This is a genomic window from Streptomyces sp. NPDC006610 (assembly GCF_040611575.1).
Taxonomy (GTDB): Bacteria; Actinomycetota; Actinomycetes; order Streptomycetales; family Streptomycetaceae; genus Streptomyces.
Genome location: NZ_JBEXOP010000059.1, coordinates 1 through 13,022 on the forward strand (window position 1 = coordinate 1; position 13,022 = coordinate 13,022).

Here is a 13,022-nt window from a genome sequence, read left to right on the forward strand (position 1 = left end):
GCCGCGCCGGCCGCCCCCGGCCGGCGGGGGGGCGGCCGGGGGCCCGCCCCTGGCGGGGGCCGCGGCCGCGTGGTGTACTCCCGATCGTGATCGACACCGATGTGCGCCTGTGGCGGAGGGTCCACGTGGACCTCGTCCGCTATGCGGGCTGCGTGTGTCGTCCGCCCTGCTGATCTCGCATCCCTTTCTCCGTGCCCGCGCCGGCCGAACTCCTCGCCGTGCGCCGCACTTTCGCGAACGCTCACCAGGACGGTGCACATGTCTGTCTCCTCCCACGCCCCTTCGCCCGCCTCCTCCGCCGTCGCCGACGCCGACATCGGGTCCACTGGGGTCGCCGGGTCCACCGGGTCCGTCGACAGGGCCCCGACTCAGGCCGACCTCCTGGAGTTCGTCCGGCGCACCGCGGCCGACGCCGCGCTGATCGACTCCCTCCCGCTGGACCCCGAGGGCCGTACGTGGGTGCGTCTCGACGGGCCCGGCGGCAGTGAGGCCTGGCTGATCGGCTGGCCTCCCGGTTCCGGCACCGGCTGGCACGATCACGCCGACTCGGTGGGCGCCTTCCTCACCGCGCGCGGCGAGCTGCGGGAGTACTCGCTCGCCGCCCGGCTGCCCACCGACGGCTGGAAGACCCTGGAACTGACCGACGGCGTGGACCGGGAACGCCGGCTGCCGGCCGGGCAGGGCCGCGCCTTCGGCCGTCACCACGTCCACGAGGTGCTCAACGAGTCCGCCGTGCACGCGATCTCCGTGCACGCCTACTACCCGCCGCTGCCCCGCATCCGCCGCTTCAGCCGTACGGGGCAGGTGCTGCGGCTGGAGCAGGTCGAGCGCCCGGAGGACTGGCAGTGAGCGCCACGGCCGAAGGCCCGGTCGGCATCGACGAGTTGCTGGAGCGGGTTCGGCGGGGATACCGACGGGTCGAGCCGCCGGAGGCGTACGACGCCGCGCGCGCCGGCGAGGCCGTACTGGTCGACATCCGGTACGCCGCCCTGCGCGAGCGGGACGGCCTCGTCCCGGGGGCCCTCGTCGTCGAGCGCAACGAACTGGAGTGGCGGCTCGATCCGCTCGGCAGCCACCGGCTCCCCGAGGCGACCGGTCACGGGCTGCGCGTCGTGGTCCTGTGCAACGAGGGGTACGCCTCCAGCCTGGCGGCGGAGTCCCTGCACCGGCTGGGGCTGCACCGGGCCACCGATGTGGTGGGCGGCTTCCAGGCGTGGCGGGCGGCAGGGCTGCCGGTGGTGGCGCCCGCGCCGGGCAGCCGGTGATCCGGAGGACCGCCCGTCGCTAGAACCCGTCGTACCCCTCGTCCAGGGACTCCGTCTCCTCCCCCTCCGCGTCGAGGGCCTGCCGGACCACTCTCAGCGCCAGGCCCTCGGGGTATCCCTTGCGGGCGAGCATGCCCGCGAGGCGGCGCAGCCGCTTGTCGCGGTCCAGGCCCCGTGTGGAGCGCAGCTTGCGGGCGACCAGTTCGCGCGCGGTCGCCTCCTCCTGCTCGGAGTCGAGCCGGGAGACGGCCTCGTCGATCAGCGTGGAGTCGACGCCCTTGGTGCGCAGCTCCTGGGCGAGCGCCCGCCGCGCCAGCCCTCGGCCGTGATGCCGGGACTCCACCCACGCGTCCGCGAACGCGCTGTCGTTGATCAGGCCGACCTCCTCGAACCGCGACAGCACCTGCTCGGCCACGTCGTCCGGGATCTCCCGCTTGCGCAGGGCGTCTGCGAGCTGTTTGCGGGTGCGCGGGGTCCCGGTGAGCAGGCGCAGGCAGATCGCCCGTGCCCGCTCCACCGGGTCCCCCGGGGACTCCCCCTTCTCGGCCCTCGACGAGGAGGAGGCGCCCCCGTCCTGTGCGGACGGTTCTCCGAAGCCGCGCCGGCGCCGCCCACGTCCACCCCGTGGGCGGTCGTCACCGGCGTACGGGCTCGTGTCCGTCCGGTCGTGCCCGCCCCGATCCGGATCCTGATCGTGATCCGGGTTCCCGCCGAAGCCCCCCGTGCACACGCCCCCCGGGCCCGGCTCCCGTGGGGTGCCGGGGTACGCGTACTCGGCCCAGTCGGTTCGCCGTGTCACGGATCAGCTCTTGGCGACCGCGGCCTTGGTCCTGGCCGTCTTCGCCGCAGCCGGAGCGGGCACCGCCTTGGCGGTGTCGTCCGCGGCGGTGGCGACCGTGGCGTCCGGACCCGGCTCGGCGGCCGGCTCCTGCGGCCGCACTCCGACGCCCAGCTTCTCCTTGATCTTCTTCTCGATCTCGTTGGCCAGGTCGGGGTTGTCCTTGAGGAAGTTGCGCGCGTTCTCCTTGCCCTGGCCGAGCTGGTCGCCCTCGTACGTGTACCAGGCGCCGGCCTTGCGGACGAAGCCGTGCTCCACGCCCATGTCGATCAGGCCGCCCTCGCGGCTGATCCCGTGGCCGTACAGGATGTCGAACTCGGCCTGCTTGAAGGGCGGTGCGACCTTGTTCTTGACGACCTTGCAGCGGGTGCGGTTGCCGACCGCCTCCGTGCCGTCCTTCAGGGTCTCGATGCGGCGGATGTCGATGCGCACCGAGGCGTAGAACTTCAGCGCGCGGCCACCGGTCGTGGTCTCCGGCGAGCCGAACATCACGCCGATCTTCTCGCGGAGCTGGTTGATGAAGATGGCGGTGGTCTTGGACTGGTTGAGCGCGCTGGTGATCTTCCGCAGGGCCTGGCTCATCAGACGGGCCTGCAGACCCACGTGGCTGTCGCCCATCTCGCCCTCGATCTCCGCGCGCGGCACGAGGGCGGCGACGGAGTCGATGACGATGAGGTCGAGGGCGCCGGAGCGGACCAGCATGTCCACGATCTCCAGGGCCTGCTCGCCGTTGTCCGGCTGGGACAGGATCAGGTTGTCGATGTCGACGCCGAGCTTCTTGGCGTACTCGGGGTCGAGGGCGTGCTCGGCGTCCACGAAGGCGACCTGTCCGCCGGCCTTCTGGGCGTTCGCCACCGCGTGCAGGGTCAGGGTCGTCTTACCGGAGGACTCCGGTCCGTAGATCTCCACGACACGGCCACGCGGCAGGCCGCCCACGCCGAGGGCCACGTCCAGCGCGGTCGACCCGGTGGGGATGACCTCGATGGGCTCGTTGGTCCGGTCGCCCATGCGCATGACCGCGCCCTTGCCGAATTGTCGTTCAATCTGTGCGAGCGCGGCGTCGAGCGCCTTCTCGCGGTCGGTACCTGCCATGGGTTCCACCCGGTTTGCTTGAGTCGATCGCTTCACGTCAAAGACGCTAACGCCTGCCACTGACAATGCGCCCCGACGCCGGTCCGGCCTGTGGATAACTCGGGCACTTCACCATCAAACGCTGTGGAAAACCCCGTCGTAGGCCACGCCGGAGCCTCCATGAGAATGGATGTTCGATTTTTGTGTCAAGCGCACCACGCGGCACCTCCGAGACTACGCGGGCACGTCAGGACGAGGGCTCGTCCCTCTCCCCCGGCTGCCCGTCCTCCGGTCCCCGCGCCTGCGGCCCTCTCCCCTGCGGACCCGCCCGGCCGCCCCACAGATGCCGGGCGCGTGCGAACAGCCCCGGCCCGACCGCCCGGCGCCGGTGGCCGTGGACCCGCGGGTCGTCGGTGACGTCGTACCGCTTCACGTACGCCCCGAGGAACGCCTGAAGCGTGGCGACGGCCGGGATGGCGATCAGCGCGCCGACCGCGCCGAGCAGGGCGGTGCCCGCGATGACCGAGCCGAAGGCGACGGCGGGATGGATGTCGACGGTCTTCGAGGTCAGCTTGGGCTGCAGCACGTAGTTCTCGAACTGCTGGTAGATGACGACGAAGATCAGCACCCACAGCGCGTAGAGGGGATCGACCGTGAACGCGATCAGCATGGGCAGCGCGCCCGCGAGATAGGTGCCGATGGTGGGGATGAACTGGGAGACGAGCCCCACCCACACCGCCAGCACGGGCGCATACGGCACGCCCAGGATCTCCAGCAGTATGTAGTGCGCCGCGCCCGAGACGAGGGCCATCAGGCCGCGCGAGTAGATGTAGCCGCCGGTCTTGTCGACCGCGATCTCCCAGGCCCGCAGCACCTCGGCCTGCCGGGCCGGCGGCAGCACGGAGCACAGGGCACGGCGCAGCCGGGGCCCGTCGGCGGCGAAGTAGAACGAGAACAGCGTGATCGTCAGCAGCTGGAACAGTCCGCCGAGGACCTGGGCCGAGACGTCCAGCACACCGGTGGCGCTGTTCTGCACATAGCCGCGCAGCCAGTCGGAGCGCAGCAGCCCTTCCTGGATGTCGACGCGCTTCAGGTCGGTGTGGAAGTGCGTGTTGACCCAGTTGATCACGGAGTCGAGGTAGTCGGGGAGCCCCTCGATCATGGTGATGATCTGCCCGGCGAGCATCGAGCCGAGCAGCGTGACGAACCCCGCCGCCACGATCATCACGGCGAGGAAGACGAGCCCCGTGGCCAGCCCCCGGCGCATCCCGCGCGAGGCCATCCAGCTCACCGCCGGCTCGATGGCCAGGGCGAGGAAGAACGCGATCAGGACGTTGATCAGCAGCCCGGTCATCTGGTGGAAGGCCCAGCTGCCCAGCTGGAACGCGGCCACGAGGGCGAGGGCGAGCACCATGGCCTTCGGCAGCCAGCGCGGCATGCGGTCGCCCGGCGCCGCGCCGCGGCCCGCAGGGGGCGGGGCGGGCGGCGTCGTACCGGGCGGAACTGCCTGCCGGGCCGTCTGCCCGGTCTCATCTGTGCGTGCCACGGTGCCAGTCTCGCCCACGCCGCCGACAACGGGCCCCGGCGGGGCGGTCTTCGTGACGGGTCAGCGACGCTCCTGCGGAACGTTCATGACGGAGCAGACCACCCGCCACACGTCCTTGGCCTCCCAGCCGGCGTCCAGCGCCTCGTCGACGGTGCGGCCGCCGAGCTCCGACATCACATGATCGCGCGCGAAGGTCTCGGCGTACCCCGCGCCGAAGTGCTCCGTCATCCGCTCCCAGAAGACCGTCAACCTCATGCCTTCAGTATCCCGCTCCGGAGAGTGGGTCCGGCGGGGGACCTCTCGCCCGGACCGCTCCCGGCGTCCTACGGTCTGACGCATGGCCGCAACCGGAGCTTCCCCCCTCTCCCCGACGCCCTCGGCGCGCTCACCGCTGTTCCGCGCCGAGCAGTTCGTCTGGCTCACCGCGCGCGTACTGGAGCAGCGCCTGTTCGCCCATCACTTCCTGCACGGCGACGCAGACCCGGTGGAGACGGCGCTGGACGCCTATCTGAACCAGGACGGCGGATACGGCCACGCCCTGGAGCCCGATCTGCGCGGCCCGGTCAGCCAGCCGCTGCACACCGCGCACGCGCTGCGCGTCCTGGACTCCATCGGGCGCTGCGGCGGGCAGCGGGTGGAACGCGTGTGCCGCTATCTGACCTCGGTGTCCACCACGGACGGCGCCCTGCCCGCGGTCCATCCCTCCCAACGGGGCTACCCCGCGGCCCCGTTCGTGACGGTCGCCGACGACCCGCCCGGCGATCTGCTCGCCACCGGCCCGGTCGTCGGCCTGCTGCACCGCAACGAGGTCTGGCACGCCTGGCTGTTCCGGGCGACCGACTTCTGCTGGCGGGCGGTCGAGTCGCTGGAGACGACCCACCCCTACGAGGTCGAGGCGGCCGTGACCTTCCTGGACTCCGCTCCCGACCGTCCGCGCGCGGAGGCCGCCGCCGAACGCCTGGGCCGCCTGGTGCGCGAGCAGCGTCTCGCCGTCCTGGACCCGGAGGACGCCGGGTCCCATCCGGTGTCCCCCGGCTACGCCCCGGGCGAGCACCACTTCCCGTACGACTACGCGCGGACGCCGCACTCCCTCGCGCGCGCTTGGTTCACCGACGCGGAGATGGCGCGTTCCCTGGACTTCCTGGCCGGTCAGCAGCAGGAGGACGGAGGCTGGCCGATCCGGTGGCGGCAGTGGGCGCCCGCTCCGGCCCTGGAGGCACGCCCCATGGTGACCATCGAGGCGCTGCACACCCTGCGGGCGCACGGCCGGGCCTTCGGCTGACACCCCGGCGGTTCAGCCGCCCAGCGCCCGCACGCCCGCCGTGACCACCACGGCCGCCCCGACCACGAGCAGGAACGGCGCCCGCAGGAGCAGCGCCACGGCGGCCGCCGCGACGCCCGCGAGCCGCGCGTCCAGCACCAGCTCCCGGCCGTCGGCGAAGGTCTGCTGTGCCGTCAGCGCGGCCAGCAGGGCGACGGGCACGAGGGCGGCCAGCCGTTTGACCAGGGGTCGTTCGAGCACGCCGGCCGGGACCAGCAGCCCGGCGAGCTTGACGGCGTAACAGCCGACGGCGGTCGCACCGATCGCGAGCCAGACGTTCACAGCCCTTCCTCCCGCCCGCGGCGGCGTCCCTGGACGAACAGCACGGCCGGCGCCGCGAGCGCCGAGATCAGCACCGGCACGCCCGCGGGCAGCACCGGCAGCAGCCCCAGGCCGAGGACCACGGCGATCCCGGCGACGGCCCGCTCGGCCGCGGTCCTGAGCATCGGCGCGAGCAGCGCGAGGAAGACCGCGGGCCCGGCCGCGTCCAGCCCCCACGCGTCGGTGTCGCCGAGGGCCTCGGCGCCCAGCGCCCCGAGCAGCGTGGTCAGGTTCCACAGCACGTACAGGGAGAGCCCGGTCACCGCGAACCCGAGCCGGGCGGCGCGGCGCGTGGGCTGCGCGAGCGACACCGCCGTGGTCTCGTCGATCACCCACTGGGCGGCGAAGGGACGCACCGCGCGCGGGAGGGCCAGCAACTGCGACAGCCGCAGGCCGTAGAAGGCGTTGCGCACCCCGAGGAAGAACGCCCCCGCGGCGGCCGTGAGCGGGTTGCCGCCGGCGGCGAGCGCCCCGACCAGTGCGAACTGGGACGCGCCGGTGAACACCAGCAGGCTCAGCGCGCAGGTCTGCAGCACCGTGAGCCCGCCGCCGGCCGCGGTCACCCCGAAGGCGAACCCGGACAGCCCGACCGCGATGCCGACCCCGAGCGCGTCCCGTACGACGGCGGCGTCGGGCTTGGCTCCGCCGTCGTTTCCTATGTCTGCGAGTGCTGTCTGTTCTGCCACCCGCCGGACGATACGAGCATCCGGCGCGCGGCGTCTTGTACGTTCTTGCGCTCGCGCCGATAGGCGCCCGGCGGCACCCCGACGATCCGGCTGAAGTGCCGGTTCAGATGCGGCTGGTCGGCGAAGCCGACGGCGGCGGCCGCGTCCGCGATGCTCGTGCCGGCGTCGAGCAGACGCCGCGCGCGCCGGACCCGGGCGTCGGTCAGCCAGGCGTGCGGCGGCATCCCGTAGGCGTCGCGGAAGGCCCGCAGCAGGGCGAACGGGCTCACGCCGAGGTCGGCCGCGAGCTGCTCCAGAGTGGGCGGCGCTGCCAGCCGCTCCTCCAGCACGGCACGCGCGCGTACGGCGACCCGCGCCCCGGCGGTGCGCACCTCCCGGCGCGGCAGCGGCCCGCCGTTCAGGCGCAGCAGGCGGGTCACCGCGACCCGCAGCAGGGTGTCGGCGGCGAGCGCGTTGCCCTCGTCGGCGGCGCGCAGCACCCGGTGCACCAGCCCGGCCGCGTAGGGGTCGTCGAGCACGGGACTGACGAAACCGGGCGTGCCGCGCAGGGCGGTGGTCTCGGCGGCTATCTCGGCGACCAGGTCGGGCGACGGGTACACCGCCCCGTACCGCCACCCCTCGGGGACCCCCGCCCGTCCGGTGTGCGGGGTGTCGGGGTTGACCAGGGCGAGCGCCCCGGCGCCCACGTACTGGTCGCTGCCGCCGTGGTGGAACACCTCGACCCCGTCGGAGACGGCGGCGATGACGAAGTTCTCGTGCGTGTGCCGGACGAACGTCTTGCGGATGTACCGCGCCCGCAGCAGATCGACACCGGGCAGCTCCGCGTACTGCCAGTGCCGCGCCCGCTCCCCCGCCGAAACCGCCATGCCCCCATTCTCCGCCATGCCCGCCGCGACCGGCGTGCCGCCCCTTCCCGCCCCGCACCCCGGCAAGCGGCGTTTGCCCAGGTCAGCGCGAATGTCAGTGGCCGGGTGCAGGATGGATCCATGGCACGCTCCGCTCACCGGGCCCTCGACGGCTTCTCCCCCGCGACCCGCGGCTGGTTCACGGGGGCGTTCTCCGCGCCCACCGCGGCCCAGGCCGGCGCGTGGCAGGCCATCCGCGAGGGCTCGGACGTGCTCGTGGTCGCCCCCACCGGATCCGGCAAGACCCTGGCCGCCTTCCTCGCCGCCCTCGACCGGCTCGCCTCCACCCCGCCCCCGGCCGACCCCGGGAAGCGCTGCCGCGTTCTCTACGTCTCCCCCCTCAAGGCGCTGGCGGTCGACGTGGAGCGCAACCTGCGCAGCCCGCTGACCGGCATCCGCCAGGAATCCGTCCGCCTGGGCCTGCCCGAGCCGGAGGTCAGGGTCGGCATCCGCTCCGGCGACACCCCGCCCGCCGAGCGCCGCGCCCTGGCCACCCGCCCGCCGGACATCCTGATCACCACGCCCGAGTCCCTGTTCCTGATGCTGACGTCGGCCGCGCGGGACGCGCTGACCGGCATCGAGACGGTGATCCTGGACGAGGTGCACGCGGTCGCCGGCACCAAGCGCGGCGCGCACCTCGCCCTCTCCCTCGAGCGCCTGGACGAGCTGCTGCCCGGACCGGCCCGCCGCATCGGCCTGTCCGCCACCGTCCGCCCGGTCGACGAGGTCGCCCGTTTCCTGTCCCCGCGCGGCAAGGTGGAGATCGTCCAGCCGAAGTCGGGCAAGGAGTTCGACCTCTCCGTCGTGGTCCCGGTGGAGGACCTCGGCGAACTGGGCGGCTCCCCGGTCGCCGACGGCAACGAAGGCGCGGAGCGCCCCTCCATCTGGCCGCATGTCGAGGAGCGCATCGCCGACCTGGTCCAGTCCCACCGCTCCACCATCGTCTTCGCCAACTCCCGCCGGCTGGCGGAGCGCCTGTGCAACCGGCTCAACGAGATCGCCTACGAGCGCGCCACCGGCGAACCCCTGGACGAGCACCACTCCCCGGCCGACCTGATGGGCGGCTCCGGCTCCGCCCAGGGCGCCCCGCCCCTGCTCGCGCGCGCCCACCACGGCTCGGTCTCCAAGGAGCAGCGCGCCCTGGTGGAGGAGGACCTCAAGGCGGGCCGGCTGCCCGCGGTGGTCGCCACCTCCAGCCTGGAGCTGGGCATCGACATGGGCGCCGTCGACCTCGTCGTCCAGGTGGAGTCGCCGCCCTCCGTCGCCTCCGGGCTCCAGCGCGTCGGCCGCGCGGGGCACCAGGTCGGCGCCGTCTCCACCGGCGTGGTCTTCCCGAAGTACCGCGGCGACCTGGTCCAGGCGGCCGTGGTCACCGAGCGGATGCGCACCGGCGCCATCGAGTCCCTGAAGGTCCCCGCCAACCCCCTCGACGTCCTCGCCCAGCAGCTCGTCGCCATGACGGCGATGGACACCTGGCAGGTGGACGACCTGCTGGCCCTGGTCCGCCGCGCCGCTCCCTTCGCCTCGCTCCCGGAGTCCGCGTTCACCGCGGTCCTCGACATGCTCGCCGGCCGCTACCCGTCCGACGCCTTCGCGGAGCTGCGCCCGCGCGTGGTGTGGGACCGGGTCGCCGGCACGGTCACCGGGCGTCCCGGCGCCCAGCGCCTCGCGGTGACGTCCGGGGGCACGATCCCCGACCGGGGCCTGTTCGGGGTCTTCCTCGCCGGCGCCGACCCCAAGAAGGGCGGCGGCCGGGTCGGCGAGCTGGACGAGGAGATGGTGTACGAGTCGCGCGTGGGCGACGTCTTCACGCTCGGCACCAGCTCCTGGCGCATCGAGGACATCACCCGCGACCGTGTCCTGGTCTCCCCCGCGCCCGGCGTGCCCGGCAGGCTGCCCTTCTGGAAGGGCGACCAGCTGGGCCGCCCGCTGGAGCTGGGCCGCGCGCTGGGCGCGTTCCTGCGCGAGGTCGGCTCGCTGTCCAAGGAGGACGCCCGGCTGCGCCTGCTCGCCGCGGGACTGGACGCCTGGGCCGCGGACAACGTCCTGTCCTACCTGGACGAGCAGCGCGAGGCCTGCGGCCACGTCCCCGACGACCGCACCATCGTCGTGGAGCGGTTCCGCGACGAGCTGGGCGACTGGCGGGTCGTCGTGCACTCCCCCTTCGGCGCCCAGGTCCACGCCCCGTGGGCGCTCGCCCTCGGCGCCAAGCTGTCCGAGCGCTACGGCATGGACGCCCAGGTCATGCACGCCGACGACGGCATCGTGCTGCGCCTGCCCGACGCGGACCTGCTGAGCCTGGACCTGCTGGACCAGGAGCCGATGAAGGCCGGCACGGAGTACGACGCCGAACAGGCTCCCGTCGGCGCGGCCGACGTGGTCTTCGACAAGGGCGAGATCGACGGAATCGTCACCGACCAGGTCGGCGGCTCCGCCCTGTTCGCCGCCCGCTTCCGGGAGTGCGCCGCCCGCGCGCTGCTGCTGCCGCGCCGCAACCCCGGCAAGCGCACCCCCCTGTGGCAGCAGCGCCAGCGGGCCAGTCAGCTCCTCCAGGTGGCCGGGGAGTTCGGTTCCTTCCCGATCGTCCTCGAGGCGGTCCGCGAATGCCTCCAGGACGTCTTCGACGTCCCCGGGCTCGTCGAGCTGATGGGCGACCTGGAGTCCCGCCGGGTCCGCCTCGTCGAGGTCACCACCCCCGAGCCCTCCCCCTTCGCGCGCTCCCTCCTGTTCGGTTACGTCGCCCAGTTCCTTTACGAGGGGGACTCCCCGCTCGCCGAGCGCCGCGCCGCCGCCCTGTCGCTGGACTCCCGGCTGCTCGCCGAGCTGCTCGGCCAGGCCGAGCTGCGCGAACTGCTCGACGCGGAAGTGCTGACCGAGCTGGAGCGCGAACTGCAGTGGCTGACCGAGGACCGGCGCGTCAAGGACGTCGAGGGCGTCGCCGACCTGCTGCGCCTGCTCGGCCCGCTCACCGACGCGGAGCTGGCCGAGCGGGGCGCCGAACCCGGATGGGCGCGGGAGCTGGCGGTCGCCCGCCGCGCGATCCGCGTCCGCATCGGCGGCACCGGTCACTGGGCGGCGATCGAGGACGCCGGCCGCCTGCGCGACGCGCTCGGCACGGCCCTGCCGGTCGGCGTGCCCGAGGCCTTCACCGAACCGGTGAAGGACCCACTGGGCGACCTCCTGGCGCGCTACGCCCGCACCCACGGCCCGTTCACCTCGGTCACGGCCGCGGACCGCTTCGGCCTCGGCGTGGCCGTCACCGAGGGCGCCCTGCAGCGGCTGAGAGCGAGCGGGCGGGTCGTCCAGGGCGAGTTCCACCCCGCCGGCATCGGCCAGGAGTGGTGCGACGCGACCGTGCTGCGCCGACTGCGCCGTCGCTCCCTGGCGGCCCTGCGACACGAGCTGGAGCCGGTGCCGCCGGCCGCGCTCGCCCAGTTCCTCCCGCAGTGGCAGCACATCGGCAAGGGCCACGCCCTGCGCGGCGTCGACGGCCTGGTGCGCGCGATCGAACAGCTCCAGGGCGCCTCCGTGCCCGCCTCGGCCCTCGAAAAGCTCGTCCTGCCCTCCCGCGTAGCGGGCTACACCCCCGCGATGCTGGACGAGCTGACCGCCGCCGGCGAGGTGGTGTGGGCGGGGGCGGGCGCGCTCCCCGGCAAGGACGGCTGGATCTCCCTGTACCTGGCCGACGCGGCCCCCCTGCTCCTGCCGTCCCCGCACCCGCTGGAGCCGACCGCCCTCCACCAGTCCGTCCTCGACGCCCTCTCCGGCGGCTACGGCCTGTTCTTCCGCCAGATCGCCGACCAGGTCCGCGCCACCACCCACCCCGACGTCACCGATCCCCAGCTCGCCGACGCGATCTGGGACCTGGCCTGGTCCGGGCGGCTGACGAACGACACGCTGGCCCCGCTGCGCTCCCTGCTCGGCTCCGGCCGCACCGCCGGCTCCACGGCCCACCGCGCCAAGCGCACCGTCCCGCGCGGGCGCTACGGCGCGCTCACCGCCGCCGCCCGCCCCGCCTCCCGCGGCGGCCCGCCGACGGTCGCCGGCCGCTGGTCCCTGCTCCCGGCCCACGAGGCGGATCCCACCGTGCGGGCCCACGCCCTCGCCCGTACCCTCCTCGACCGACACGGCGTGGTCACGCGCGGCGCGGTCCAGGCAGAGGGCGTCGAGGGCGGCTTCTCGGCGACGTACCGGGTCCTGTCGGTGTTCGAGGAGAGCGGTCAGGCCCGGCGGGGCTACGTGGTGGAAGGGCTCGGCGCCGCGCAGTTCGCGATGGACGGCGCCGTGGACCGCCTGCGCGCCGTGGCCAACGCCCGCGAGCGCGGCGAGAACCTCCCCGGCCCGGCGTCCGCCGCTGCGCAGGGAGCAGGCCCCGGTTTCTCCGCCGCCGACGGCTTCTTCGGCCCCTCCGACGCCCTCGGCCCCTTCGACGACCACGGCCACGCCTACGAGTCCGACACCGCGTTCGACCTCCCCGACGGCGACCCGTCCCTGCACCACCCCGCGCCGGGCGAGTACGTCTCCCCGCGGGACCACCCCGCGCCGGGCACGGCCGCCGCCCGGCCCGCCCCGGCCGGGCACAGCGGCGGCAACCGAGCCCCGTACACCCCGGGCCCGGGCCCTTTCTCCGGCAACCGCCACGGTGGACGTTCCGCGCCCGCCTCCCGTGCCGTCGTCCTGGCCGCCGCCGACCCCGCCAACGCCTACGGCGCCGCCCTGCCCTGGCCCGATCCCCCGACCGACGCCGGGCACAAGCCGGGCCGCAAGGCGGGCGCCCTCGTCGTCCTGGTCGACGGCGAACCGGCCCTGTACATGGAACGCGGCGGCAAGACCCTGCTGGCCTGGCCGTCCGAGCCCGACGCCCCGGCCGCCGACGACCCGCGCCTGCGCGCCGCGGCCGAGGCCCTGGCGGAGGCCGCCCGCGCGGGCTCGCTCGGCACGGTCACGGTGGAGCGCGTCAACGGCTCCCCGGCCCTGACCTCCCCCGTGGGCGTCCTCCTGGAGACGGCGGGCTTCGTCGCGACCCCGAGAGGTCTGAGGCTGCGGGCATGATCCCGCGCGCTCGTGCC

The 13,022-nt window shown here is 74.1% G+C and carries 11 protein-coding genes and 1 pseudogene; 5 read left to right on the forward strand and 7 right to left on the reverse strand.

Features of this window, described 5'->3' with window-relative positions:
- Window positions 1-101 precede the first annotated feature (101 nt).
- The 3 genes from ABZY13_RS31405 to ABZY13_RS31415 all read left to right on the forward strand — a co-directional run bounded on the left by ABZY13_RS31405 (window position 102) and on the right by ABZY13_RS31415 (window position 1,265).
- A complete protein-coding gene (locus ABZY13_RS31405; RefSeq protein ID WP_356636849.1) occupies window positions 102-173 on the forward strand; it encodes a putative leader peptide in 72 nt (23 codons plus the stop codon).
- An 85-nt stretch (window positions 174-258) separates the two neighbouring features.
- Window positions 259-849 (forward strand): cysteine dioxygenase, encoded by a 591-nt coding sequence (locus ABZY13_RS31410; protein WP_356636807.1) that lies wholly within the window; start codon window positions 259-261, stop codon window positions 847-849.
- Window positions 846-1,265 (forward strand): rhodanese-like domain-containing protein, encoded by a 420-nt coding sequence (locus ABZY13_RS31415; RefSeq protein ID WP_356636809.1) that lies wholly within the window; start codon window positions 846-848, stop codon window positions 1,263-1,265. The genes ABZY13_RS31410 and ABZY13_RS31415 overlap by 4 nt, the downstream gene beginning before the upstream one ends.
- 19 nt (window positions 1,266-1,284) lie before the next feature.
- Here ABZY13_RS31415 and recX read toward each other — a convergent pair whose 3' ends face one another.
- The 4 genes from recX to ABZY13_RS31435 form a co-directional block, all read right to left on the reverse strand.
- Window positions 1,285-2,064 carry a recombination regulator RecX gene (recX, locus tag ABZY13_RS31420; RefSeq protein WP_356636811.1) on the reverse strand — a complete coding sequence of 260 codons (780 nt, stop codon included), beginning with the start codon at window positions 2,062-2,064 and terminating at the stop codon, window positions 1,285-1,287.
- A gap of 3 nt (window positions 2,065-2,067) precedes the next feature.
- The gene (gene recA / locus ABZY13_RS31425; RefSeq protein ID WP_356636813.1) at window positions 2,068-3,195 is read right to left on the reverse strand and encodes a recombinase RecA; all 1,128 of its coding nucleotides are present in this window, start codon (window positions 3,193-3,195) and stop codon (window positions 2,068-2,070) included.
- Window positions 3,196-3,421: 226 nt separating this feature from the next.
- Window positions 3,422-4,720 (reverse strand): AI-2E family transporter, encoded by a 1,299-nt coding sequence (locus ABZY13_RS31430; protein ID WP_356636815.1) that lies wholly within the window; start codon window positions 4,718-4,720, stop codon window positions 3,422-3,424.
- A 60-nt stretch (window positions 4,721-4,780) separates the two neighbouring features.
- Window positions 4,781-4,975: a DUF3046 domain-containing protein gene (locus ABZY13_RS31435; protein ID WP_356636817.1), complete on the reverse strand. Its 195-nt coding sequence runs from the start codon at window positions 4,973-4,975 to the stop codon at window positions 4,781-4,783.
- An 82-nt stretch (window positions 4,976-5,057) separates the two neighbouring features.
- Between ABZY13_RS31435 and ABZY13_RS31440 the strand changes: the two genes are divergently transcribed.
- On the forward strand, window positions 5,058-6,002 hold the full coding sequence (locus ABZY13_RS31440) for a hypothetical protein (protein ID WP_356636819.1): 945 nt from the start codon (window positions 5,058-5,060) through the stop codon (window positions 6,000-6,002).
- Window positions 6,003-6,014: 12 nt separating this feature from the next.
- Here the strand turns inward: ABZY13_RS31440 and ABZY13_RS31445 are convergent, their stop codons facing one another.
- The 3 genes and pseudogenes from ABZY13_RS31445 to ABZY13_RS31455 form a co-directional block, all read right to left on the reverse strand.
- On the reverse strand, window positions 6,015-6,323 hold the full coding sequence (locus tag ABZY13_RS31445; protein WP_356636821.1) for an AzlD domain-containing protein: 309 nt from the start codon (window positions 6,321-6,323) through the stop codon (window positions 6,015-6,017).
- Window positions 6,320-7,048, reverse strand: a complete 729-nt coding sequence (locus tag ABZY13_RS31450) for an AzlC family ABC transporter permease (protein WP_356636823.1) — start codon at window positions 7,046-7,048, stop codon at window positions 6,320-6,322. Before ABZY13_RS31450 ends, ABZY13_RS31445 begins: the two co-directional genes overlap by 4 nt.
- A gap of 29 nt (window positions 7,049-7,077) precedes the next feature.
- Window positions 7,078-7,914: pseudogene (locus ABZY13_RS31455) on the reverse strand (AraC family transcriptional regulator); the annotation flags it as partial.
- Window positions 7,915-8,034: 120 nt separating this feature from the next.
- Between ABZY13_RS31455 and ABZY13_RS31460 the strand changes: the two are divergent.
- Complete coding sequence (locus ABZY13_RS31460) at window positions 8,035-13,005, forward strand: ATP-dependent helicase (protein ID WP_356636825.1); 4,971 nt, start codon at window positions 8,035-8,037, stop codon at window positions 13,003-13,005.
- The last annotated feature ends 17 nt before the right edge of the window (window positions 13,006-13,022 follow it).